The following is a 25,360-nucleotide window of genomic DNA, read 5'->3' on the forward strand; positions in this document are numbered from 1 at the left end:
AGCGCGAGGACGGATGTATGACTGCTGCACCGGTCCGGTGTACCGCGCGTTGCCACAGTGGGTCCGCGAGCCAAGCCGGGTTCTACCGTGAGGGCGACACTTACTCTCCAGCGCCAATCCCCTCCCCTATGCGAGTGATGGACCGTTAGCACTGGCGGTGGGAAGCTGCTTTCTTTGCTTACTTTCTTTGCAGCAGCAAAGAAAGTGAGTCCCGCCCCGGACAGGGGCAGAGCTAATAGACCGCTAAGAAAGCAAGTTCCATCGGAGCACAAGCGCATCAAACGGTTGAACCCACTAAACCTCAATCGGCACGAAGCACAATCGTCGCTAACGGCGGCAACGTCAACGCAGCTGAATGCGCCCGCCCATGGCTCGCAAAGTCATCCGCGTGAATCACGCCGCCATTGCCCATATTCGATCCGCCGTAAATCGAAGCATCGGAGTTGAGCACCTCGCTCCATCGTCCGCCGCGAGGCAATCCGATCCGATAACCCTGCCGAGGCACCGGCGTCAAGTTACACACAACGACCAGTTCACGACCCTCGCCATCCGTGCGCCGGAACGCATAAACGCTGTTAGCCGAGTCATCGCCAACAAGCCAGTCGAATCCGCGCGGATCGCTATCCAGCTTATGCAGCGCAGGCTCGTCGCCATAGAGCCGATTCAAGTCGCGCACGAGCTTTTGCAAGCCGCCATGAAACGGGTCGTCGAGCAAATGCCAGTGCGGCGTCGTATCGTGATCGAACTCGGCGACCTGCCCGAACTCGCCACCCATGAACAACAGCTTCTTGCCCGGATGCGTCCACATGAACCCGAGATACGCCCGCAAGTTCGCAAACTTCTGCCAGCGATCCCCCGGCATCTTGCCGATCAGCGACCCCTTCCCATGCACCACTTCATCATGCGACAACGGCAGCACGAACCGCTCGGAATACGCGTACACCATGCCGAACGTGTACATGTGGTGATGGTACTGGCGATAAACCGGGTCCTCCTCCATGTAGTGCAACGTGTCGTGCATCCAGCCCATGTTCCACTTGAAGTCGAAGCCAAGCCCACCGTCCTCAACCGGCGCCGTCACGCCCGGCCAGGCTGTCGATTCCTCGGCGATCGTGATCGCGCCCGCGAACTGCCGTACTTCGTGATTCAGCCGCTTGAGAAACGCAATCGACTCGAGATTCTCGCGGCCGCCATACATGTTCGGCACCCACTCGCCCGCCTTGCGCGAGTAGTCGCGATAGAGCATGGAAGCCACCGCGTCAACGCGCAATCCATCGACGTGATAGCGCTTCAGCCACGCAAGACCCGACGCGACCAGAAACGCGCTCACCTCGTTGCGGCCGAGGTTGTAGATCATCGTGTTCCAGTCCTGGTGATACCCCTCGCGCGGATCGGCATGCTCGTACAGCGGCGTGCCGTCGAACTGGACAAGGCCGTGCGCATCGTTCGGAAAGTGCGCGGGCACCCAGTCGAGGATAATGCCCAGCCCCGCCTCGTGCGCGCGGTTCACGAACTCGGCGAACTGCTCCGGCGTGCCGAAACGCGCGGACGGCGCAAACTGCCCGAGCGGTTGATAACCCCACGAGCCGCCGAATGGATGCTCGGCGATCGGCATGAATTCAAGGTGCGTGAAGCCCATGCCCTTCGCGTACGGAATCAGCCGCTCGGCAAGCTCGTGCCAGTTCATCCCTCGATTGCCGTCCTCCTCGACACGCAGCCACGACTCGGCATGCACTTCATAAATCGTGATCGGCGCGCTCGCGGTCTGCTTCGCACCGCGTGTCTGCATCCAGTCGGCGTCGGTCCACTGATAGCCGTCGATGGCATCGCCGTCCGCGACGACCGATGCAGTCGCCGGCGGCTTTTCGCTCTGCATCGCGCACGGGTCGGCCTTGAGCGGCAGTGTGTGGCCATCGCGCGTGACGATCTCGTACTTGTAACGCGTGCCCGCGCCAAGTCCCGGCACGAAGAGTTCCCACACGCCCGCGTTATGCCGCAGACGCATCGGATGCCGGCGTCCGTCCCACGAGTTGAAGTCGCCGACCGCCGACACGCGCCGCGCATTCGGCGCCCACACGGCAAACCGCACGCCCGCGACGCCTTCATGCGTGACGGGCCGTGAACCGAGGCATTCGAGCACCGCATACGGATCGGCGTTGGCGAGCCTGTTCAGCCAATCCTCCGACAGAACCGGACCGAACGCATACGTATCATGCGTTTCCTGCGGCGTGCCGTGCCAGTCGATGGCGAGACGATACGCGCCGGGTCGATCGACGAAACCCGAATACAGGCCCGCGTCGTGAATCTTCGTCAGGCTGCCGAGCGGCGCGCCGCTTTCGCGGTCGATCACCGTCACGCTCGATGCACCAGGCAGCAGCACGCGCACGACGTGGCCCGCTTCCGTCTGGTGCATGCCCAGCTTCGAAAACGGATCGGGATGGCGAGCCTCGACGAGGGCGTCGATGTCGAGCGAATGCAGGCCCTCGGCAGGGTCTTTCGCATCGGTACGCTTATTCATGTTGGGTTCCATCGGAGGTGTCCTTGGTTGCTTCGATCACGTGACGCGTGCCGGGCGCGGGCGGCGCGCCCGTGTCGCCCAGCAGGCGGCTCGCGAGCGACGCGAGGCCGCGCAACGGCAGACCGATCCACGTCGGACGGTTCGCCGCTTCGTAGCGGATTTCGTAGGCGGCCTTCTCGATCAGGAAAAGATCCAGCAGCGCGGCGTAAGTCTTCTCGCCCGCGATCGGCTCGGGTGACTGCGCCACCGCCTCCTTGTATTGCAGCAAGAAACTCTCCTCAGCATGCGCGCGCAGACGCTCGAAGAGCGCGCGCTTGCGATCGGCGGTCTGCGCGGGCGCATTTTCCGTCGTCGATTGCGCGGCCGCGCTGGCATACGAAAGCGAACGCAGCAGGCCAGCCACGTCACGCAGCGGACTCGTCTTGCGGCGGCGTTCGTCGAGCGCACGCGCGGGCTCGCCTTCGAAGTCGATCAGGTAAGCATCGCCTTGCGCCATCAGCACTTGTCCAAGGTGGAAATCGCCGTGGATGCGGATGCACAGCGCATCGGTGCTCTCGGGCACGAGCTTCTTCACCGCTTCGATCAGCATGTCGCGACGATCGATCACGCTTTGCGCGAGGAAACGGTCGTGCTCGTTGAAGTCGCCGATTTTCTGCGTGATGATGTCGAGCGCCGTCGTGAGGAGGCCGAGCGTGCCGCTCAACCAGTCATCGACGTCCTTCTGGGTCGCGCGTTGCGGCGCGAACGCTTCGTCGTCGGTCGGCGAGGCGAGCGCGACGTGCAGTTCGCCGAGCCGCTTGCCGATGATGCCCGCAATCGACCGATAGCCTTCGAACGCTTGCAGTTCGTTCTGATGATTCGGCGAGTGCTCTTCGGTATCGACGGCGACCGCCAGTTCATCGACGATGCGGCGCAGATAGTCGAGCGCGTAGTTCCAGGCGTCGCCCTGGTTTTCGATATAGCCTTGCAGAATCGCGAGTGTGTGCGGCACGTTTTGCGGATCGACGCGCACCACTTCGCCGAAGAGCGGTCCGGTGTTCGCGTAGCCGAGCTTCGTCAGATAGCGGCTCATTTCCGCTTCCGGATGAATCCCGCCCACCAGCCGCCGCACGAGTTTCAGCACCACTCGATCGCCGATCACGAGTGAGCTGTTGCTTTGCTCGGCCGCGAGCCAGCGGATTTCGGGCGGCGCTTCGGGCGTGAAGTCGAGTTCGGCGAGACGCTCGGTCGGGAGGAAGCGGATTTCGCTCTTCTGCACGGTCGGCACGACGGCGCGCTCGCGCAGCTTCTTCAACACGCCGTAAGTGAACTGCGGTACGGCGAACGCATCGGTCAGGTGCCCGATGTTGCGGTTGCGGCGCACGCGCGCGAGCGCGAGCTGCATGTAGAGCGGGTATGTCGTCTCGGTGCCCCACGCAATCGCGAGCGGCAGCACGTAGCGTTCGGTGTGATCGCCGACATCGGCTTCGATTTCAGTGAACGCGAAGCCCGCGCCTTCGATCGTCGTCAACGCAGCAAGCCGCACGCTATTGAGCTTCTGATCCTTCGAAGCAAACCAGCGCCGCTTGCTCAGATACGACGGCAGCACTTCCGATTCGAGCAAACGCACGTTCTCGGGCGTTGGTCCTGTTTGACCCGCGCGGATCACCATCGTGACGAATTCGGGCAGCTGTTCGGACGGCGCCTGGCTCCACGCCGGACGCAGGTTGCCCGGGCAAAGCTGGAACCAGAGGAAGCCGTAGGGCGGGAAGGTCAACAGATACGTGAGCTGGCCGATCGCGGGGAAGGGCGAATCCGCGGTCATTTCAAGCGGCACCGAGCCCGCGAATTCCGACAGATCGAGCTCGACCGCCTGCGGCGCGCGCGAGAGATTCGCCACACACAGGATCGCTGGTTCGCCCGGCAATTCGCGCAGGTAAGCGAGAATCTTGCGATTGTTCGGACGCAGGAAGCGGATCGTGCCACGCCCGAACGCATGCTTCGAGCGGCGCACGGCGAGCATCTTGCGCGTCCAGTTGAGCAGCGAATGCGGGTCGCGGCTTTGCGATTCGACGTTGACCGCGTCGTAGCCGTAGAGCGAGCCCATCACGGGTGGCAGCACGAGCTGCTCGGGATCGGCGCGCGAAAAGCCGCCGTTTCTGTCCGACGACCATTGCATCGGCGTGCGTACACCGTCGCGGTCGCCGAGGTGGATGTTGTCGCCCATGCCGAGTTCGTCGCCGTAATAGATGACGGGCGTGCCTGGCATCGAAAGCAGCAGCGAGTTGATCAGTTCGATGCGCCGGCGATCGCGTTCCATCAGCGGCGCGAGGCGACGGCGAATGCCGAGATTCAGGCGCGCGCGGCGATCGCTGGCGTACGTGTTCCACAAGTAGTCACGCTCCGAATCGGTGACCATTTCGAGCGTCAGTTCATCGTGATTGCGCAGGAAGATCGCCCATTGATTCGTCTCGGCGAGGTCCGGCGTCTGACGCATGATGTCGGTGATCGGGAAGCGGTCTTCGCTCGCAATCGACATGTAGATGCGCGGCATCAGCGGGAAGTGGAATGCCATGTGGCATTCGTCCTCGTCGCCGAAATATTCCTTCACGTCCTCCGGCCACTGGTTCGCTTCGGCGAGCAGCATGCGGTTCGGATACTCGGCGTCGATGGTCGCGCGGATCTTCTTAAGTATTGCGTGCGTCTCGGGCAGGTTCTCGTTGTTCGTGCCTTCGCGTTCGACGAGATACGGCACGGCATCGAGCCGCAGCCCGTCGATGCCCATGTCGAGCCAGAAGCGCATCACCTGCAACACTTCCTTCAGCACGGCGGGGTTATCGAAGTTCAGGTCGGGCTGGTGATTGAAGAAGCGGTGCCAGTAGTACTGTCCCGCGACCGGATCGTGCGTCCAGTTGGACGGCTCCGAGTCGATGAAGATGATGCGCGTCTCTTCGTACTTCTTGTCCGTATCGGACCACACGTAGTAGTTGCGATGATTCGAGCCGGGCTTCGCCAGCCGTGCGCGCTGGAACCACGGGTGCTGATCGGACGTGTGGTTGATGACGAGTTCCGTGATTACGCGGATATCGCGCGCGTGCGCTTCCTGGATGAAGCGCTTCACGTCGCCGAGCGTGCCGTAATCCGGATGCACGTTGCGATAGTCGGCGATGTCGTAGCCGTCGTCGCGTCGCGGAGAGGGGTAGAAGGGCAGCAGCCAGATCGTATCGACGCCCAGTTCCGCGATGTAGTCGAGCTTCGCCAGCAGGCCGGGGAAATCGCCGATGCCGTCGTTGTTCGCATCGAAGAAGGACTTGATGTGGATCTGGTAGATGATCGCGTCTTTGTACCAGAGCGGATCGTTGCTGAGAGTCGATGTCTTGTTGCGCTTCACAGTTTCGCTCCGTATGTTTGTTTTCGCTGGCGCTTTAGGCTGGTTTGCCCTTTGCTGTTGTCTTGGTCTTTATACCGTTTGATGCGCTTGTGCTCCGATGGAACTTGCTTTCTTAGCGGTTTATTAGCTCTGCCCCTGTCCGGGGCGGGACTCACTTTCTTTGCTGCTGCAAAGAAAGTAAGCAAAGAAAGCAGCTTCCCACCGCCAGTGCTAACGGTCCATCACTCGCGTAAAACCGGATTGGCGCTGGAGAGTAAGTGTCGCCCTCACGGTGGACCTGGGCTTGGCTCGCGGACCCACTGCGGCAACGCACACTTCCTCGGAGTGGTATGCGCTCCGTTTGGCTCCGTCCTCGCTTCGCTCCGACGTGGGGTTCACAAAAGCCCATTGCTTCGATTGCCTTTCGTCTCCTGCATGTTCTCACCCCTTACCTTGATCCTGCTGAATGCACCCCGCGTCTGAGCGCGTAGCGCGAGGATGGATGTATGACTGCTGCACCTGTCCGTTGTACCGCTCGTTGCCACAGTGGGTCCGCGAGCCAAGCCCAGGTCCACCGTGAGGGCGACACTTACTCTCCAGCGCCAATCCCAACCAAACGCTAGTGATGGATTGGTTAGCACTGGCGGTTGAAAGCTGCTTTCTTTGCTTACTTTCTTTGCAGCAGCAAAGAAAGTGAGTCCCGCCCCGGACAGGGGCAGAGCAAATAGACCGAAAAGAAAGCAAGTTCCATCGAAGCCCAAGCGCATCAAACGGTTCAAGCGGCCCAAACCAACCCCACCCCCACCCCAAGCGCAGCAAAAAAATAAACCGCTAAGGCTTCGGCAAGCCCCAGGCAGGCGCTATCCGCCAAACAGCGAACGGCAAGGAATTCGGATCGAGTCGAACGTGCTGCCTGCGTCCCGTCCATTGAAACCGCTGCCCGGTAACCTGATCCTCGACGGCGACAGCATCCCATTCCTTCACGCCCCAACGTTCGAGCGTTGCCCAAGGCAAATCCACGTCCGCGCCTTGCTCGTTGAACGGATCGAGATTGATCGCCACCAGCACGACGTTGTCCCCCGCCGCATTCGACTTCTCGAAGAACAGGATGTGCTCATTGTGCGCCGGCAGGAAGTTGATACCCAAGTGCGTCTGCAGCGCAGGATTCGCGCGACGAATGCGATTGAGCAACGTCACCTCGCCGACGATGTTGCCCGGCCGGTTCCAGTCCCAAGCACGCAACTGGTACTTCTCGGAATCCAGGTACTCCTCGCTGTTCGGCAACGCCGCCGCTTCGCAAAGCTCGAAGCCGCTGTACACGCCCCACAAGCCTGAAAGCGTCGCGGCAAGAGCGGCACGAATCACGAAACCCGCTCGCCCCGAGCGCTGCAAGAAGCGCGGATTGATGTCCGGCGTGTTGACGAAGAAGTTCGGACGGAAGAATTCCTTCGCGTCGGTCTGCGTCAGGTCGTGCATGTACTCGATGAAATCGCGCTTCGTCTCGCGCCACGTGAAGTACGTGTACGACTGCGAGAACCCGAGCTTCGCCAGCCGGTTCATCACGCGCGGCCGCGTGAACGCTTCGGCGAGGAACATCACGTCCGGATGACGCGCACGCACGTCGTTGATCGCCCATTCCCAGAACGGGAAAGGCTTCGTATGCGGATTGTCGACGCGGAAAATCTTCACGCCCGCCGCGATCCAGAACAGGAACACGTCACGCAGCGACACCCACAATTCGGGCTTCGCGTCCTTCGCATAAAAGTCGGGATTGACAATGTCCTGATATTTCTTCGGCGGGTTCTCGGCGTAACGCAACGTGCCGTCGGGACGCCACGCGAACCACGTCGGATGCTCCTTCAGCCACGGATGGTCCGGCGAGCATTGCACCGCGAAATCGAGCGCGATCTCAAGACCATGCGCGTGCGCGGCGTCGAGCATTTGCCGGAAATCCTCGAGCGTGCCGAGTTCCGGATGCACCGCCGTATGTCCGCCTTCCTTGCCGCCGATCGCATACGGGCTGCCCACATCGCCCGGTTGAGCCGTCAGCGAGTTGTTCTTGCCCTTGCGATTCGCCATGCCGATCGGGTTGATCGGCGGGAAATAAAGCACGTCGAAACCCATGTCGCGGATGCGCGGCATCTTGCCGATCACATCGACGAAGGTGCCGTGGCGGTTCTCGTCGTCGCTCATCGAACGCGGGAAGATCTCGTACCAGCTCGCGAACCGTGCAGCCGCCCGCTCGGCATCGACGCGATAGATCACCGGATCGCGCGACAGGAACGGCCGGTGACGCGCGTCAGCAACCGCCTTCGCCGTAGCCTCGGCGAGCACGAGTTCGAGCCTGCGATCGGCGTCCGCTTTCGTGAATTCCTTGACGATGCTATCGAGCGGTTCCTTCTCGGCCTCTTCGACCGTCTGCACCTCGGCCAGCATCAGCGCGAACAGATGCCGCGCTTCCTCGAGTTCCAGTTCGACCGTCTGCCCGGCCTTCAGCTTCTTCTGCATGTGATCGACGAGTGACGCGAAGTCGTCGCGCCACGCCATCACGGTGAATTCGTGCCTTCCCACGCGATCAAGCGGGATGAGCGTCGTCCACAGGTCGTTGCCGAGCGGCAGGACGGGGACCATCGGCGCTTCGTGCCAGTCGGTTTCATCGGCGGCGCGCCACTGGACGGCCGCCGCGATCTTGTCGTGCCCTTCGGCGAAGATCGCCGCGCGCACTTCGACTGCCTCGCCGACGATCCGCTTCGCCGGAAAGCGCCCGTGATCGACGGACGGCGTCACGCTTTCGATTGCAACGCGTGGATTCGTGATCGCCTCGGCGACCGATTTCTTGTCGGCGGTCTTCGCGCCGCGCTTGACCTGCGGTTGCGCGAGCAGCACGTACGGCTCGGCGCTCGCGCGGAACATGCGCGCTTCGCCCGCGCCGAGCGTGAATTCGGCGAGCGGGGCGGGCGTGGCTTTTGCATCGCCGAGCGGCGCGAAACGCGTGAAATTGCCCGGCACCGCTTCGAGCAGATGCAGCGGATCGACGCGCACCGGCGTCGCGAGATCGGGATTGATGACGATGAACGCGGCGGCATTGGCGTTGCGCAAGTCCGGGCCGTTCGCGCGCACGAGGGCGGCGAAGTGTGTGCCGGCGCCCGTCAGCGAGCGCAGTTCGCCCGTGGTCGCGAGCGTGCCCGTATCGCGCTGCAAAGCATTCGCCCGTGCGACATCCTTCGACAAATCGAAGCGCGCCTGGCTCTGCGCACGATCGTATTCAGCGGCGACGCCGTACTGATACGACATCGGCAGGCCGACGCCGTACTCGAAGCCCATCGGCACGAGGATGCCCGTGCCGATCGCGGCGGCCGCGTACAGCGCGCGCTGGTACGCGCGCTCGACGAGCGCGGTGTCGCCGGTATCGGGCAAGTCGGACAGCAGGCGCGTGCCGAACGGCTCCTCGGGAAACGAAATTGGCGGCGCGACGCGCACGAGCGCCGCGTGCTCATCGGCGAGCCACGCGCTCTGGTAATCCCACCAGCGCGACGACGAAAACACGGCGTCGAAACCCGCGTCGGTCAGGCCGTGCAGATCGTGCCGGCTGATGCCGACCGTCCACGCAAGCCAGCGCGTTTCCGGATGACGCTCGCGCACCGCCGCGCCGAGCCGGCGCCAGACGTGCGCGGGCACCTTGTGCGGCGCGTCGAAGCGAAATCCGCCGATGCCCGCGTCGGCGAGCAGCAACAGCTCGCGCGCCCACCATTCGGTGAGGTGCTGCGCGGCTTCGGCGTCACCGAAATTCGCGTGCGCGACGTTTTCCTCGCGCGGCGCGTGGCGCGGATCGAGCCGCGCCTCGGCGCTTTCGAACGGGTGGAACCAGTGCTTGTTCTCGTGAAAGAGGCCACCGTCGGCGCTCACGCGGTCGATCACGACATCGACGAGCAGCGTCAGGCCGTGCTTTTTCGCGGCATCGGCGAGCTTGGCGAGACCGGCGGCGGCCGGTTCATCGGATTCGAAGACGGGATGCAGCCGGTGATGATCGGAGATGGCCTGCCGGTGCCCGTTTGCGCCGGGCACGAACGGCGAGCCGATCAATATGTGGTCGAAACCCAGCGCGGCCGCGTGCTCGAAGTGAGCGGGCCATTTCGGGAGGGGTCCGACGAGAAGCGGGTCGATGAAATAAATACGCGGCGCGTACGCATGATGGGCGGGATGGTTTTCCATCGTTCGTCTTTTCCAGAGTCGTCCTGCGGTGGCGGGGATGCGGGCAATCGACGCGATCACGCTCACGGGCGGCACGTTGAGCCAATCCACATCGGATGGCTGCGGCAGACGAGCCTCAGACAACTGGAAGATCACCTTTCCGAGGTCACGAATGCGGCGCGCACCGCTTCCGGGCAATGCGCCATTCGGTGCGGCGCCAGGGTCGCACGGGGGGTAGCAGCATGTAGCGTGCCGCACCCGCCATGCAAACCGGCGGTTTTCTCGCGAGCCGCTTGTCGAGCGGCTTCTCTTGGGGTGCTTTCTGGTACAGCGGGATGTTCAGGCTACTTCAGCGCGTGTGCTTCTTTCAAGCACTGCGTGCCACGCGTGGCGCTTCGGCGGCTGCCTCTTCCACGAACGCCGGTTGAACGGTTTCCACCACGCGCCGGGTCGTACCGAGCGCGCTCTTCGCCGGGCGTGCATCGCTCAGGCCCGTGTACAGATCGACGAACCGCGCGACGGCCTGGCCCCAGCCGTAGCCGCGCGACATCGCGCTGCGTTGAAGTGTGCGCCATTGTTGGGGCCGCATGAAGGCATCGATTGCCCGGGTTGCGCCGGCGATCACATCATGAACCGTTTCGCCGTCGAAAAGGAAGCCGGTCGGCGCATCGTTCTGATGAAAAGTGTGATCGACAATCGTATCGGCCAAGCCGCCCACGCGCGACGCCACCGGCACCGTGCCGTAACGCATCGCGTAGATCTGCGTGAGGCCGCAGGGCTCGAAGCGGCTGCCGTGCAGGAGGATGTCGGCGCCCGCGTGCAGCGCGTGGGCGCGCCGCTCGTCATAGCCGATACGCACGCCCACGCGATCCGGCCAGTCGAGCGCGAGCCGCCGGAAGCCAGCTTCGATATACGCCTCGCCCTTGCCGATCACCGCGATTTGCAGGCGCGGATGCCGCTCGAGCAGCGCCGGAATTGCCTCGACGACGACATCGGCCAGCTTCTGACCCGTCATCCGGCTGCCGATGGCGATGAGCGGCGCAAACGGATCGGCGGGGAGACCGAACATCTGCTGCAGCGCGCGCTTGCAGGCGTGCTTGCCGCGCATGTCGTCGAAGGAATAGTGGCGCGCGATCAGCGGATCGGTCGCGGGGTTCCATGTCTTTTCGTCGATGCCGTTGATCACGCCCGTGAGTTTGTCCGCGCAGCTTTGCAGCACCCCTTCCATCAGATGGCCGAAGTGCGGCGTGAGGATTTCGCGGGCGTAGGTCTCGCTGACGGTCGTCACACGGTCGGCGTGGACGATGCCCGCTTTCATCAGACTCAACGCACCGTAGAACTCGATGCTCTCGGGGTTCGTCAGCGCAGGCACGAGCCATTCGGCCGGTACGCCGAGCGACGGTCCCAGCGCAAGCGAATAATTGCCCTGAAACGCAAGGTTGTGGATCGTGTAGACGCTCTTCGCCTTCACGCCCGCGCGCTTCATGAGCAGCGGCGTAAGGCCGGAATGCCAGTCGTGCGCGTGGACGATGTCCGGCGTCTTCACGCCGTGGATGCCTTGCGCGATCCGCACCGCCGCCGCCGACAGCGCGGCGAAGCGCACGGCGTTGTCGGTGTAGTCGCGGCCCTGCTCGTCCTGATAGAGGCCGGCGCGCGCATAAAGCGCATCGGAGCGCACGAGGAGGAGCGGCACGCCGGTGTCGGGCATCCGGCCGCGCAGCAACGCGGCGTCGCCGCCGGGCAGGCCCGGCAACGCGCAGACCTCGTGCAACCCGACGGCCGCGGCGATCGCCTCCGGATATGCGGGCATCAGGATGGTGGCATCGACGCCCGCCTCGCGCAGCGCGGCGGCATAGGCACTAACCATGTCGCCGAGGCCGCCGGTTTTGGCGAGCGGGACGGCTTCTGAAGCGACAAGCAGTACATTCAAGGACAAAATTCGGCTCCCGGAGCGAGAGAGGAAGCCCGTCGATGGCGCGTCCGGTGTGTTTCGGACCGCACGTTCGCGGCGCTTCTTCAGGTTGTTTTTATGCGGCCGCATAGGAAGAGCAATGCGTATGCCACGCGTCGCTAGAAGGGGAGATTGCGGCGCTGCAATGCGCCGGGGCCGGAGCGCGTGAAGCGTGCTCGTGCGGCGTGTAAAACTGATGCGGCGGCGGGCGCCGTTTTTACACAGTGCCTGCTGCAAAGTTTATGAAGCCGATGTGACAGCCTGTTTAAGGCAGGAAGAAAATCTCAGCCGCCGACAAGGCTCGCCGCGATGTTTACGCTCAAGCCGAGGACGGCGAGATTGAAGAAGAACGACAGCACCGATTGCGCGAGCGCCGTCCGTCGCACATCCCTGGAACGCAGCACGACGTCGGACGTCTGCGAGGCGACGGCGATCGTGAACGCGAAGTAGAGGAAATCCCAGTAATCGGGCAGCAGGTGACGATCGGGGAAGAGCAGGGCGGTGTCGTCGTCGTCGGATTGGTAGTAGTGGCGCGCGTAGTGGAGCGTGAACATCGTCGGGATCAGGAACCAGGCGCCAAGCATCGTCGCGCCGGTCAGCGTGTACTGCAGCACGGCCGCGCCGATGCTCACGTGCTTCGGTCCCGCCAGCTCCAGCACAATCGCGACGATGCTCGCCAGCGCTGCCAGGCTCACGACGAGCAGCACGGTGGCGGCCGTTTCGTCCTCGCGCTCGGCGAGTTCCTGAACCTGCTGCTGATGCGCGCGCGCCATCTTGATCCAGATCAGGATCAGGTAGAGCCACACGGTGGTATCCCAGCCGAGAAGCACGCGCGCGATGTGCGACGCGTGGACCGGCGCGAGGAACCCGACAAGGATGCCGATCACGAGGGCGATCAGCGCGCGCGGTCGGTAGCGGAAGACGGTCGGAAGCGGAAACATGCGAGCCCTTGGGATTTCGATGCGCGCTGATTATTGACTACGAGCCTTTCAATCGCCTGCCGGGGGAACGCGCAATAACTGCCGCCTTGACCGGATTTTGTCGAGGACGATGCCCGCCTTTTACCCGCCGATCCCTTCGTTTGCGAGCCGTTCCGCCCGGGCAAAAAAAGTTGCGCTCAAATTGCGTTGCGAAAGAGAGCAAGCGCGCACATGCTTGACCTTTGCGGAGCTAAGATAATTCCCATGAATGCTCCTACTCATCCTGTCGTACTTCGACATCCGGCCAACCGTGCGGGTCGCGACTTCGTCGTCGGCGACATTCACGGCTGCGTCGATTCGTTGCGCTATCTCCTGCAGGAGATAGGCTTCGACGGCGCGCGCGACCGGCTTTTCTCCGTCGGCGATCTCGTCGATCGCGGCACGGACTCGCTCGCCGCCATCGATCTCATCGACAAACCGTGGTTCTTCCCCGTGCTCGGCAATCACGAGGACGCGCTGATCGCGGTCGCTAGTGGCCGGATGCGCCGCCAGGCGTGGTACGGAATCGGCGGCGCGTGGGCCGAAACCCTCGCCGACGATCAGCTCGCCGCGCTCGCTGCACGACTGTCGGTGCTGCCGCTCGTGCGCATCGTCGGCGACGGCGCCGAGCGCTTCAACGTGCTTCACGCCGAATTCTTCGGCACCGATGCCGACCTCGAAGTCGCCGAATTCGCCCCCGAGACGCGCAACACGCTGCTCTGGGGCCGCGGCCTCGCGCTCGGCAGTGCGGACCCCGCGCGTCAGCAGGGCTTGTCGCTCACGTACTGCGGCCACACGCCGACCAAGAACGTGAAGAACATCGGCTCGCAGGTTTTCATCGATACCGGCGCGTTTTCGTCTGACGGACGGCTGACGATCGTCGAAGCCGGCACCGACCGGCGCTGGTCCGTGAAAGAACGCTGGGCGGCGTCGGAAGGCGCGCGGGAACTGACGCTGCCGTGATGGCGCTGCGTTAAAGGCATAGCGGCACGTCGCTTGCTCGTTTCGTCGGAAATCGAAAACGGGACGGCGAGGCGCGCAGTGGCACAACACGACACATCGACCGGTAATGGCGGCCCGCAAGGCTGCCCCGAAGACCTTCCGCCCGGACTGCGCTACGTCGACGATTCGCGCCCCGGCTACACGCGCCAGTGGATTGACAGCGCGTTCGCCTACTTCAACACGCAAGGCAAACGCATCGACGATGCCGCGGAAATCCGCCGCGTGAACGCGCTCGCGATCCCGCCAGCCTATATCGACGTCTGGATCTGCCCCGATTCGCGCGGCCACTTGCAGGCGACCGGCCGCGACGCGCGCGGCCGCAAGCAGTATCGCTATCACCCGCAATGGCGCGAGACGCGCGACGCCACCAAGTACGAGCGCATGCTCGCGTTCGGCGCCGTGCTGCCGAAGTTGCGCGCCCGCGTGACGCGCGACCTCGCCCTCGACGGCATGCCGCGCGACAAGGTGCTCGCGACGGTCGTCCGTCTGCTCGATACGACGCTGATCCGGGTCGGCAGCGAGGAATACGCGCGCGAGAATCGCTCTTATGGGCTGACCACGTTGCGCAAGAAACATCTGAAGATGACGGCCGGCACGCTGAGATTCCAGTTTCGCGGCAAGAGCGGCATCGAGCACGATGTATCGGTGAACGATGCGCGCGTCGCGAAAATCGTCAAGCGCTGTATGGATCTCGCGGGGCAGGACCTCTTCCAGTACCTCGACGCCGACGGCGCGCGCCATTCGGTCAATTCATCTGACATCAACGACTATCTGCGCGAAATCACCGGCGCCGATTTCACCGCGAAGGATTACCGCACGTGGGCGGGCAGCGTGTTCGCGCTGGCGTCGCTGCGGCGGCTGACGTGGGAAACCGTCACGGAGGCGAGAAAGCACGTCGTCGGGACGATCAAGGAAGTGTCGCAACTGCTGCGCAACACGCCCGCCGTGTGCCGCAAGTGTTACGTGCATCCGGCGGTGATCGAGGCGTTCGAGGCGGGCGCACTTGCGGATGCGATGCCCGCGTCGCGCCGGCACGGCCTGAAAGCCGACGAAGCCGCACTTGCGATCTTTCTCGAAAAAGACGCGAAGCGCCGGGCGCGTGAAGCGGTGCGCAAGAGCAGGAACGGCGCGGCGGCGACGGACACACAACTGACCGGTCTCCTTGCAAAGTCGAGCCGGAAGGCGCGCGCTGGGGCGCTGAAGGGGAGCGGGAAAGATGTCGCGGCGCAGGCTCTGGAAAGCGCCGCGCGCAAGAGCGCGCCGAAGGCGGCGCGGCCAGCGACTAAAAAGCTGGCGCGGACGCGCTCGCCTACGGCACTGGCGATTGGGTGAGCGCGCTTCAGCCGACCTGATTCATCTCCAGCACGTAGTCGATGGTTTCGCCGTTCCAGTTGTATTCGAGATGCGCGGCATGGCGGCAATCACGCAGCAGCATCGTGCGGAACGCGGCGAGGCATTCACCTTCGGCATCCCGCACCGATGGATACGCGATTCCCCACGCCCCCGCCTGGCGCGCCGCGCGGCCGATGGCCTTGCCGGGGCCGTAGTCGTCGGGATCGAGGATGCGCGGGTCCAGTGACGCCTCGGCCAGCAACGTTCCGCGAAGATCCACCACATCGCCGTGCGCCAGCACTGTGTACAAACGCATCTGCTGCCGCAGCGGCGCTTCGTTCGTCGCGGCGAGAAAAAGCGCCGAGTGATAACGCGTCTCCGCGATCGCCGTCCGCCGCTCGCGCGCGCAATAGAACACGCCGTAGCTGCCATCGGAAAAGCGGCTGCCGCTCGGGTTCAAGTGCGTGAACGCCGCCATGATCGGGCCGCAGCCCGCGCCGAAACAGCGCTCCTCGGCCGGCACGAGATCCAGTTCGCCGACTTCGTTGCGCAGGCGGTCGTTGGTCATCGCTTCGAGCGCGTAGAGCGCCTCGAAGTCGTCCGGTGACGCGACGCGGTCGAACAGGTTCACGGCGGGAAAACGGGTGGGAATCACGCGATACGCGGGCGACCAGTCGAGTGCGTTGGGCGGCCAGAGCTCGCGCCAGGTGCTTGCAGCATTCCTTTCTGTCACGCCCATCCGCCTCGCATGGCATCGAGATATTGCCGGACGGCGACGAGATCGCTGACATTGCCCGCCAGCATGCGGTCGAGCGCCGCGCGTCCGCCGAACGGCGGGGCGCTGTTCGCGCGCTTGATCCAGGTATCGGCGGCTTCGGGCTGGGGCAGAAGAATCTGAAGCGCCTTGTAGATGCCGAGAATCAGCGATAGTCGCTCAAGCGTGTCGCGGCCGAGGCGCGCGGTATGCGGCTGCGCTTTCCACTTGAAAAACGTGGACCGGCCCGGCTCGCCCAGGAGGATGATCTGCTCGTCGGCGGAAAGCGACCAGTCGCGCGCGATGTTGAAGAAAGCGCGCAATCCGGCCGCCGACAGGTCACCGATGCCGGGCGCGAGACGCGGCGCCGCTTCGGGAGCCGCTGAAGTTACACGGGCGGCGTTGTTCATGTCAATTAGTCTCCAGTGGAACTTGATTTTTATAATAGTCCATATCTGGATTCGGTCAAGCGATTTGTCAAGCGGATAGGGTCAATCGTTATCCGCCGGGCCATAGCGCTTGCCGGGGACGTGACTCCGAAGCACGTCGGCGATCTGCGAGGTCGTGCAATCGGCCGGAACGACGCGGCGCTGGATGCACGGATCGTTCTTCAGCACCCATTCGACGAGCCGATACGGCGGCCCGAACGGCTGGTCGAAGGGCGCGGAGACGCGGCATTCGCGCAGCGTCAGCGCATGCTGAGACTTCATCTCCGATGCGAGATTCCTTACCGGTGCCTTGGCAGACATGACTGTCCTCACTCACGTTGGGAGCGCCGACCCGGCGTCGGCGGCAGATTTTGTTGACATGAGTGTGGCGAGCGAGAATTAAGCGCGACTTAAATCGATCGGACGAAAACGTTTGGCATTTTTGCGACGGTTTTTTGAGCGCGCTTTTCCGCTACCTGCTTTCACTGTATATTCATACAGTCCAATTGCAAGAAGAAGCACATCGGAGGCACATCGAATGATGAATGCTCGCAATGGTTCCTCGGAGGCAGTAGCGCTCGAACGCTTCATGCGCGCGACGCGAGCGGTGTCGGCGGCATTCGACGCCACTCGCGGCGAGCCGGTCTTCGAACGCGGTTCCAAGTCGGTGGCTCGCGCGCTGGCGCGGCTCGACGCGGCGCTGAAGGAACTGGAAATCTCGGAACGAACCGCTTGACGCTATACTCTCGCGCGCTGTCGATCACTAAATTCATGGAGCGACTGTCTTGAAGCCTGTATTCCTCACTGTTTTGCTGCTGGTGGCATCGTCGACGGCGTTTTCGGCCGAACGCTACACCGAAGTCTGGAATCCGCCCGAAGCAAGCGCCGCTTCGAAGAGCAAGGCGAAGGCACGCAACGTCGTGCCGGTGCAGGCCAAGAAAAAGCGCAAGAACGTGACGACGGTGAAGAAAGTCGCCGATAAGACTTCGGTCGCGCAAACGCCTGCCTTGCCGCGCGTGAAGCAGGCACCGAAGCCGAATCCGGCCGTCGATCCGATCCCGCAATTGCCGCGCAAGATCGGGCCGGACGGGCTGGTGATGCGCGTGAGTTATCCGGCGCGGTAAGAAGGCTGATCAAAATGAAGAAGGGCGCTCGAATGAGCGCCCTTCTTGTATCGGGGTGCGATTTTAGCGTCGCGCGCAGAGAATCAAAACGCCGACTTGACCACCCCTCCGTCGACCCTCAACGCCGCCCCGTTCGTCGCCGACGACGCCTCCGAGCACACATAAACCACCATGTTCGCGACTTCTTCCGTCGTCGCGAAGCGCTTGATTAGCGAACTCGCCCGCGCTGTCTCGAAAAAATGCTTCTCGAACTCCGCGAACGACTTGCCGCCGCCCATCTTCTGCGCCATTTCCTCGACCCCGTCCGAATGCGTCGGCCCCGGCAGCACCGAATTGACCGTCACGCCCGTGCCCGCGCAACTCTCGGCGAGTCCGCGCGACAACCCGAGCTGCGCCGTCTTCGTCACGCCGTAGTGGATCATCTCAACCGGAATCTGGACGCCGCTCTCGCTGCTGATGAACACCACGCGCCCCCAGTTCTTCTCCTTCATCTTCGGCAGATACGCGCGCGAGAGCCGCACGCCCGACATGACGTTCGTCTCGAAAAAGCGTTGCCAGTCCTCGTCGGGGATCTCGTCGAACGGTTTCGGATCGAAGATGCCGAGGTTGTTCACGAGCACGTCGACCGCCGGATAGCGCGTGACGATCGCGTCCACCTGCTCGCGCTCCGCAAGGTTGCCGGCGAACCCCTCGGCCTTCGCGCCGGGCACCTGTTCGCGCAGTTTCGCGAGCGCTTCGTCGACGGAAGCCTGTGTGCGACCGTTCACGATCACGCGCGCGCCTTCGCGCGCGAGGCTCACCGCGATCGCGTGTCCGATTCCCTTCGTCGATCCGGATACGAGCGCGAGCTTGTTGTCGAGGTGCAAGTCCATCGGTGGGTCTCCAAAAAAAACGGTTGACGGGCCAGAGGGCAGCCCGTCAACCGAGTCGTATCGAACGGGCCAAGATCAGAAACTTAGCACCGTTCAAATCAAAACGCAGATAGCGTCAGAGTGTTCTTATAAACGTCCCATAAGTAGCAGCACGATCACCACGACCAGCACGACACCGAGGATACCGCTCGGCCCATAGCCCCAGCTGCGGCTATGCGGCCACGACGGAATGGCCCCGACGAGCATCAGGATCAGGATGATCAGCAAGATGGTTCCGATCGTCATTTCGACTTCTCCTTATTCAAAGATCGCAGGATTTGGCGGGCACTGCGCGCACGTCGGACAACGGCGCGTCACGCGGCGGATGTCCCGCCGCCGCGATTCCCTTGATGGATTGCGATCGACACAAGGCTATGAGCAAAGTGCGTGCCACTTATGCGAAAGCCTTGCGCCATAAGGAGTCTGGACCGCGCCAGGACTGACGCGGTCACGTCGCAAACGAGTGCGGTCGGCAAAAGTTGCACACTCGTCCGCGCGTTTTTGTAAGCGCGTTTTAGAAGATGCCGCGGAACGCCCAGAAGAGTCCGCCCGCCAGCGCGATCGAGACCGGCAGCGTCAGAATCCACGCGAGCGCGAGGCTGCGCACCGTGCGCCATTGCAGGCCGGAGCCGTTCGCGGCCATCGTTCCCGCGACGCCCGACGACAGCACGTGCGTCGTACTTACCGGCAGGCCGTAGACGTCGGCGGCGCCGATCGTCAGCATCGCGACGAGTTCCGCCGACGCGCCTTGTCCATACGTCAGATGCGTCTTGCCAATGCGCTCGCCGACCGTCACCACGATGCGCTTCCAGCCGACCATCGTCCCGAGTCCGAGCGCGACGGCGACCGCCACCTTCACCCACGTCGGGATGAACTTGGTCGCGTGGTCGAGCTGGTGCTTGTAATTGTCGAGGACGGCGACATCGTTGGCGGCGAAAGCAGGCGCCTTCTGCTTTTCCATCAGGCGCAGCGCCTCGGACACGATGTACATGTTGTTGCGCACGTTGTTGACGATGCCCTGCGGCAGCGCCGAAATCGAGCCGTTCGGGCGCACCTGCGAATCGATGAGATCGACCACCTGCTTCACCGCGACGACCGTGTTCGGCGCGAGCGTCTTCGTCTGCACGTAGTGCTGGACGTCGGCGCGCGGATCGGCGACGGGCGCCGCGCCGTTGCTGTAGCGCTGCAGCGTTTCAGAAGCGTGGTGGCTGACCGACAGAAACGTCTGCGTCTCGCCGGTCGTGACGGCCTTGTTGAGCGCGTAGGCGGTCGGCACCGTACCGATCAGGATCAGCATGATGAGGCCCATGCCCTTCTGGCCATCATTGGAACCGTGCGCGAACGAGACGCCCGTGCACGTCAGGATCAGCAGGCAGCGAATCCAGAACGGCGGCGGCGTGTTTTTTTCCGGCTCCTTGTAGAGCGCGGGAATCTTCACGACGAGCTTGAGCACATAGAGCAAAAAGCCCGCGGCCACGAAACCGATCAGCGGCGAGAACAGCAGCGACTTGCCGACCGACATCGCCTGGCTCCAGTCGACGCCCGACGTGCCGTTGGTACCGTGCAGCATCTGGTTCATCAATCCAACCCCGATCACCGAACCGATCAGCGTATGGGAACTCGAAGAAGGAAGGCCCAGCGCCCACGTGCCGAGATTCCAGATGATCGCGGCGATGAGGAGCGCGAAGACCATCGCGAAACCCTGCGACGACCCGACGCCGATGATCAGCTCGACGGGCAACAATTGCAGGATGCCGAACGCGACGGCGCCGCTCGAAACCAGGACGCCGATGAAGTTCCACGCGCCCGACCACACGACCGCGAGATTCGGCGTGAGCGAATGCGTATAAATTACCGTGGCGACGGCGTTGGCGGTATCGTGGAAACCGTTGACGAATTCGAAACCGAGCGCGATCAGGAGCGCAACGCCGAGCAGCACGTACGGCATCACCGACGACTGCTGCACGGATTCGAGATCGCTCAACAGGTGCGTGACGCAGTAAATCGCGCCCGCCACGATGACGATGACGAAGAGCAGCAGCGCGAGCCGCTGACCGGGCGAGCGGCCTGCTCTTGATTGTGGAAAGGCGAGATCGGTCATGATGCGTCCTTGATTGGGCGTGGCGAGGTAGGCTGAACTGCTGACGATCCAGCATGGTTGCATGCGCTTTGTGTCGCTTTGATGACCGCACGCCGCGCCCGAAATCGTCTGATCTGACGCGGGGCGGCGCGCGTAACGTGCGAGGGCTTTATGACGGCTTGGGTGGAACTGGCGCTGGGCTCGCAGGAAAAAACGTTCGACCAGTTGGCGAGCGCGGTGGCGGCGCTGCCGTCGTTCGCGGAGGTCGAAGCGGTGCGCGCGCGCGCCGTACTGCAGGAGCTCGAAAGCGACGCGCGCGGCTGGTGTCTCTGGATCGAGACGCAGGACGGCGCGGGCACGCTGCACGCGGTTGAAATCCTGGCGCCCGTGCTGCCGGGCCTCACGCGCTGCCGCAAGTTCGCGCGGCCCGCCCCGGGCGACGTCTCCGCCACGCTCGACGAACTCGCCGACTCCGGGCACGCTCTCTCGGCGCTGAAAGGCATCGCGCTGGATGCCGGCCCTGCGCGCGAGTCGCGTCGCGTCGAATGGCGCATCGGCGACGTGCTGGCTACGCTTGCCGCGCAAGACGACGAACGCCCGACGCTGTGCCTGTCCGCCCCCGGCGACGACGAAATCGTGCTCGACACCGTGTTCCGCCTGGCGCGCGAAGCGGTCGATGCCGCGCCGTTCTCTCTGCTGGCTGTCGGCGACGAATCGCCCGAAGCGTCGGAAGTCCACGCATCGAAGATCGATTTGCCGCTGGAGTCGACGGCCCGCGAGGCGTTTGTGACGATCGCGGCATCGATCGCGATGCATTGGTTCGGCAACGACGCCGCCGCGCGCCATGCGCTCGAAGTCGAGCGCGTGCATCAGTTGCGCGTCGCGCAGCGGCGGCTGAAGACGCTGCTCAAGCTCTTCCCCGACGACGTCGACGCCGTATGGAACGAAACCATCGCGCCCGAACTGAAGTGGTTCGGCGACTTGCTGGGCGACGCCCGCGACTGGGACGTTTTCACCGATACGACGCTTCCGGCCTACGCCGAAGCGGACGCGGGCGGCCCGTCGTGGCAGGCCGTCATCGACGCCGCCGACGCGAGGCGCCACGCCGCGCGCACGAGGCTCGCCCATGCGCTGCATGCGAAGCGCTATGCGCGGCTGTCGCTGGCGTTCGTCGAATGGCTCGCGCGAATCGGGATGCGTCCCGACGAAGCGCCCGTTGCTCTCGCCGACTTTGCGAAGAAACGAATCCGCAAGAATTACCGGAAAATCGTCAATGTGCCTGATCTGACGACGCTCGACGTACGCACGCGGCATCGCGTGCGGATTCACGCGAAGCGGCTGCGCTACGCGCTCGAATTCCTGCGCTCGCTGACGACGCGGCAAACGCGCGGTGACACAGCGAAAAAGCTGTCGAGGCTACAGACCGTGCTCGGCGAAGGTAACGACGCCGCGGTCGCCGCCGAGCGTCTCTCGGCGCTCCCGGAGGCCAGCGACTACCAGCGCGGCTTCGCGCGCGCGTGGGCGGCGGTGTCGGAACATAAGGACGCGGAGGAGGGCGAACGCATTCTGCGATCGATCGAAAAACCGCGTCTCAAGAAAACGGGTGCGCACGAATGAAGGATGAATCGCTCGACGTCGACGGCTCCGTGTGGCTGCGAAGCGGCCAGCAGACGCTCGGCGGCGCGGCACGCATCGGCCTGTTGGCGGCGATCCGCGAAAGCGGCTCGATCACAGGCGCGGCCAAAGCGGTCGGCATGAGCTACAAGGCGGCGTGGGACGCCATCGACGCGATGAACAATCTCGCCGGCGAGCCGCTCGTCGTGCGCGCGAGCGGCGGCAAGGGCGGCGGCGGCACGACGCTGACGCCCGCAGCGCTACGTCTCATCGATACGTTTCGCGCCATCGAGCGCGAGCATCGCAAGTTTCTGGAGCAGGCGGGCGCGGCGATCGACGGATTTGCTGAAAACTGGCCGTTGATCGGGAGAATCGGCATGAAGACGAGCGCGCGCAATCAACTGGCGGGGAAGGTGACGAGAGTGACACGCGGCTCGGTCAACGACGAGGTGGAACTCGTGCTGCCGGGCGGGCAGTCGATCGTCGCCGTCGTCACGCATGAAAGCGCGGACGCGCTTGGACTCGCGCCCGGGCGCGACGCGGTGGCGCTGATCAAGGCGTCGTGGGTCATGCTGATGGCCGACGAACCCGTGCGGATCTCGGCGCGCAATCAGCTGAAGGGCACCGTCGAGCGCGTGACGCGCGGGGCGGTGAATGCAGAGGTATCGCTCGCGATCGGCGGGTCGAGCACGATCACGGCGATCATTACTAATCAGAGCGTCGATGCGCTCGGGCTTGCGCCGGGGGAAAGTGCGGTGGCGGTCATCAAGGGATCGAGCGTGATTCTCGGCGTGGACGACTAGGGACGGTCCCAACGCCTCCGGCGAAGCGAGTAATGCAAACGGCTCGCGCCCTCAAGCGTCCGCAGCATGCGGCACGACGACCTCAGTACGCCGCATCGGCGCGTCGTGGTGCCCCGCTTTCCAGCGCGCGCGCACGTACGGGCGCTCATGGCCCGACAGCTCCAGCGCGATCTGCGTGATCCACTGATGGCTCGGCACCGGCACGCCGTGCAGCGTGATTGCCACCGCCGCGAGACTTGCCGCGACAGGCGCCGGCGAGAGCCGTCCCGCCTCCGCGCGCCAGGCAATCCGCGCGAATCCGACCGCAACCAGTGCACCAAGTGCACAACCGGCAATCACCTCCGACGCCGAATGCGCGCCCACGACGATCCGCGACACGCCGACCACGACCCCCGCCACGAGCCCCACCGATACGCCTGCCGCGCGCCATGCACCGCGCGCGGGCAAGAACGCGACGAAGAACGCCGCAGGGAGCACTGCGGTTGCGACCATCGCGTGCCCGCTGATGCCGGTGAAATCCCAGCCGCGCACGCCCATGCCCCATCCGATAAACGCGATCTTGCTGAGGAAAACGAGCCCGACCGCGCCAGCAAGCAGCCCGAGCCAGCCGAGCGCGTAACGGCGCGAATAGCCCAGCGCGAGCCACAAGGCGACGGCGAGCGCGAGCGGAATCATCACGCCGACACTGCCGAGCGCGGTAATCGAATACCAAAGCGAAGGGGACGAAGTAGTCATCGAGTTATTTTTTGCGGGTGGAACGATCGTTGCTGCAACGCGGAAGCCGAGCCAGCGGCAGGTCGGTGCAAGGAGCCTTGTTTATAGGTCTATTAAGAGTATACCCGTACAAGATTTTGCTGAATTTTGCCAACTTGCAGCTCGCTTTATGCGCCTAAAAAGCATCAATTCAGTTTAACGTCGGATAAAATTCACGATCAGACGGAAACAGGTACGTTTTTAAACATCCTATTACACGCATGCTACTGCGATCGATGTTATTGTGCATCGCAACAACTTTCCGCTGCGCGCCCTCGGCGAGCCGGATCAAACTGCATGCTGTGGAGGTCCCATTCAATGCCCAAAAGTCTCACCAATCTCTGGCTGCGCGGACTGCGCCGCCTGATCGCCGGCCAACCCGAACCGGCTCGTGCGCCCAAGCCGCGCTCGCCCGCCAAGCAAAAGCGCGCTGCGACCGTCCAGAAGGCGAAAGCCCCGGCCCCGATCAAGGCCGCACAACCGCCGCGCACCGCTGCGCGTGCTCCCGTACGCGAGTCGCGCGTGCGTCCCCGCGCTTCGGCCTGGGCGCGAGGCAAATGGGAGCGCTCGTTCCATTCCGCGCCGCCGACGGCGGGCCGCTTCGTGAATCACATGGCGTACGCGCTGTATCTTCCGCCGGGCGCGTCGCTCGGGCGTATGCCTTTGGTCGTTATGCTGCACGGCTGCAAGCAAAATGCCGACGAATTCGCCCAAGGCACGCGCCTCAACCTGCTCGCCGACCGCTACGGCTTCGCCGTGCTGTACCCCGAGCAGTCGAAGCACGACCACGCGCACCGCTGCTGGCGCTGGTACGACGACGCGAGCAACGCGGGCGGTGGCGAGGCGGCATCGGTCGTGTCGCTGGTGCAGGCGGTGGTCGGGGAGCATCGGCTGGACAGCGAGCGCGTTTATGTTGCGGGGATGTCGGCGGGCGCGGGGCTCGCCGCGCTGCTCGCGATCCGCTATCCGTCGGTGTTCGCGGCGGTTGGTCTGCACTCGGGCGTCGTATTCGGCGAGGCGCGCTCGGCGATCGCCGCGATGGACGTGATGCGCCGCGGCAGCCGCAGCGACCCGGTCGCGCTGATCGACGCCAGCGTCGACGTGCGCGCCTTTCCGGGCATGCCGGCCGTCATCGTGCATGGCGAACTTGATTCCGTCGTTTCGGCGAACAACGCCGAGCAATTGACCAAGCAATTTCTGCGGCTGAACGGCTTCATCGATGCCTCCGGCGCGCGGCGTGCAGGCGAAACGCGAGAAGAGAAGCAGCCGGACGGCGTCGTGCGCGATTTCGTGAAGAGCGGACGCCGCGTCGTGAAGACCTGCATCGTGCGCGGGCTCGGCCATTCGTGGGCCGGCGGCGACGATACGGTTGCGTTCCACTCGTCAAAGGGGCCGGATTCGTCGGCGCTGATGTGGGAGTTTTTCAAGCATCAGCGGCGCGTCGAGCGGCACTCCGTTAACGACGAACTGCTTGCCTGACGGGCTTCGGACGTTTCATATGTTGCAAAAAAGTCTTTTGGATCAAAGTTCTACAGATATCCGCTGGCGTTTGACTAGGGATTACCCTATAATCGGGTCTGTCATAGGTAAA

The 25,360-nt window shown here is 63.8% G+C and carries 19 protein-coding genes; 7 read left to right on the forward strand and 12 right to left on the reverse strand.

Going from position 1 to position 25,360, the window contains the following annotated elements:
• Window positions 1-301 precede the first annotated feature (301 nt).
• From glgB to AWB65_RS14465, 5 genes are all read right to left on the reverse strand, one after another.
• Window positions 302-2,518: a 1,4-alpha-glucan branching protein GlgB gene (glgB, locus tag AWB65_RS14445; protein ID WP_087667812.1), complete on the reverse strand. Its 2,217-nt coding sequence runs from the start codon at window positions 2,516-2,518 to the stop codon at window positions 302-304.
• The gene (gene treS, locus AWB65_RS14450; RefSeq protein WP_087667813.1) at window positions 2,511-5,888 is read right to left on the reverse strand and encodes a maltose alpha-D-glucosyltransferase; all 3,378 of its coding nucleotides are present in this window, start codon (window positions 5,886-5,888) and stop codon (window positions 2,511-2,513) included. The genes glgB and treS overlap by 8 nt, the downstream gene beginning before the upstream one ends.
• Window positions 5,889-6,698: 810 nt before the next feature.
• Window positions 6,699-10,079 carry a maltotransferase domain-containing protein gene (locus tag AWB65_RS14455; RefSeq protein WP_087667920.1) on the reverse strand — a complete coding sequence of 1,127 codons (3,381 nt, stop codon included), beginning with the start codon at window positions 10,077-10,079 and terminating at the stop codon, window positions 6,699-6,701.
• A 346-nt stretch (window positions 10,080-10,425) separates the two neighbouring features.
• On the reverse strand, window positions 10,426-11,994 hold the full coding sequence (glgA, locus tag AWB65_RS14460) for a glycogen synthase GlgA (protein ID WP_087667814.1): 1,569 nt from the start codon (window positions 11,992-11,994) through the stop codon (window positions 10,426-10,428).
• A 299-nt stretch (window positions 11,995-12,293) separates the two neighbouring features.
• Window positions 12,294-12,950, reverse strand: coding sequence for a DUF1345 domain-containing protein (locus tag AWB65_RS14465; RefSeq protein ID WP_087667815.1), 657 nt, complete (start codon window positions 12,948-12,950; stop codon window positions 12,294-12,296).
• Between the two features lie 243 nt (window positions 12,951-13,193).
• Here AWB65_RS14465 and AWB65_RS14470 point away from each other — a divergent pair, with 243 nt between their 5' ends.
• The gene (locus tag AWB65_RS14470; RefSeq protein WP_087667816.1) at window positions 13,194-13,931 is read left to right on the forward strand and encodes a metallophosphoesterase; all 738 of its coding nucleotides are present in this window, start codon (window positions 13,194-13,196) and stop codon (window positions 13,929-13,931) included.
• 78 nt (window positions 13,932-14,009) lie between these two features.
• Window positions 14,010-15,302: a DNA topoisomerase IB gene (locus AWB65_RS14475; RefSeq protein ID WP_087667921.1), complete on the forward strand. Its 1,293-nt coding sequence runs from the start codon at window positions 14,010-14,012 to the stop codon at window positions 15,300-15,302.
• A gap of 7 nt (window positions 15,303-15,309) precedes the next feature.
• Here AWB65_RS14475 and AWB65_RS14480 read toward each other — a convergent pair whose 3' ends face one another.
• From AWB65_RS14480 to AWB65_RS14490, 3 genes are all read right to left on the reverse strand, one after another.
• A complete protein-coding gene (locus AWB65_RS14480) occupies window positions 15,310-16,041 on the reverse strand; it encodes an RES family NAD+ phosphorylase (RefSeq protein WP_087667817.1) in 732 nt (243 codons plus the stop codon).
• Window positions 16,032-16,466, reverse strand: a complete 435-nt coding sequence (locus tag AWB65_RS14485) for an MbcA/ParS/Xre antitoxin family protein (protein ID WP_087667818.1) — start codon at window positions 16,464-16,466, stop codon at window positions 16,032-16,034. The genes AWB65_RS14480 and AWB65_RS14485 overlap by 10 nt, the downstream gene beginning before the upstream one ends.
• A gap of 81 nt (window positions 16,467-16,547) precedes the next feature.
• Window positions 16,548-16,805: a DUF2866 domain-containing protein gene (locus tag AWB65_RS14490; RefSeq protein WP_087667819.1), complete on the reverse strand. Its 258-nt coding sequence runs from the start codon at window positions 16,803-16,805 to the stop codon at window positions 16,548-16,550.
• A 217-nt stretch (window positions 16,806-17,022) separates the two neighbouring features.
• Here AWB65_RS14490 and AWB65_RS14495 point away from each other — a divergent pair, with 217 nt between their 5' ends.
• Together AWB65_RS14495 and AWB65_RS14500 are read left to right on the forward strand one after the other, a co-directional pair.
• Window positions 17,023-17,220, forward strand: coding sequence for a hypothetical protein (locus AWB65_RS14495; protein WP_235007622.1), 198 nt, complete (start codon window positions 17,023-17,025; stop codon window positions 17,218-17,220).
• A 49-nt stretch (window positions 17,221-17,269) separates the two neighbouring features.
• Window positions 17,270-17,608: a hypothetical protein gene (locus AWB65_RS14500; RefSeq protein WP_087667820.1), complete on the forward strand. Its 339-nt coding sequence runs from the start codon at window positions 17,270-17,272 to the stop codon at window positions 17,606-17,608.
• Between the two features lie 83 nt (window positions 17,609-17,691).
• Here AWB65_RS14500 and AWB65_RS14505 read toward each other — a convergent pair whose 3' ends face one another.
• From AWB65_RS14505 to AWB65_RS14515, 3 genes are all read right to left on the reverse strand, one after another.
• Window positions 17,692-18,480, reverse strand: coding sequence for an SDR family NAD(P)-dependent oxidoreductase (locus tag AWB65_RS14505; protein ID WP_087667821.1), 789 nt, complete (start codon window positions 18,478-18,480; stop codon window positions 17,692-17,694).
• A 126-nt stretch (window positions 18,481-18,606) separates the two neighbouring features.
• Window positions 18,607-18,765 (reverse strand): DUF3309 family protein, encoded by a 159-nt coding sequence (locus AWB65_RS14510; RefSeq protein ID WP_087657445.1) that lies wholly within the window; start codon window positions 18,763-18,765, stop codon window positions 18,607-18,609.
• Window positions 18,766-19,033: 268 nt separating this feature from the next.
• Complete coding sequence (locus AWB65_RS14515; protein WP_087667822.1) at window positions 19,034-20,620, reverse strand: inorganic phosphate transporter; 1,587 nt, start codon at window positions 20,618-20,620, stop codon at window positions 19,034-19,036.
• 150 nt (window positions 20,621-20,770) lie between these two features.
• Between AWB65_RS14515 and AWB65_RS14520 the strand changes: the two genes are divergently transcribed.
• Window positions 20,771-22,216, forward strand: a complete 1,446-nt coding sequence (locus tag AWB65_RS14520; RefSeq protein WP_087667823.1) for a CHAD domain-containing protein — start codon at window positions 20,771-20,773, stop codon at window positions 22,214-22,216.
• Window positions 22,213-23,016 carry a TOBE domain-containing protein gene (locus tag AWB65_RS14525; protein ID WP_087667824.1) on the forward strand — a complete coding sequence of 268 codons (804 nt, stop codon included), beginning with the start codon at window positions 22,213-22,215 and terminating at the stop codon, window positions 23,014-23,016. Before AWB65_RS14520 ends, AWB65_RS14525 begins: the two co-directional genes overlap by 4 nt.
• A gap of 51 nt (window positions 23,017-23,067) precedes the next feature.
• Here AWB65_RS14525 and AWB65_RS14530 read toward each other — a convergent pair whose 3' ends face one another.
• Window positions 23,068-23,751 carry a phosphatase PAP2 family protein gene (locus tag AWB65_RS14530; protein ID WP_125474135.1) on the reverse strand — a complete coding sequence of 228 codons (684 nt, stop codon included), beginning with the start codon at window positions 23,749-23,751 and terminating at the stop codon, window positions 23,068-23,070.
• A gap of 336 nt (window positions 23,752-24,087) precedes the next feature.
• Between AWB65_RS14530 and AWB65_RS14535 the strand changes: the two genes are divergently transcribed.
• Entirely contained in the window at window positions 24,088-25,248 is a 1,161-nt protein-coding gene (locus AWB65_RS14535) for an extracellular catalytic domain type 1 short-chain-length polyhydroxyalkanoate depolymerase (protein ID WP_087667825.1), read from the forward strand.
• Window positions 25,249-25,360 lie beyond the last annotated feature (112 nt).

Source organism: Caballeronia humi, from assembly GCF_001544475.1.
GTDB classification, from domain to species: Bacteria; Pseudomonadota; Gammaproteobacteria; order Burkholderiales; family Burkholderiaceae; genus Caballeronia; species Caballeronia humi.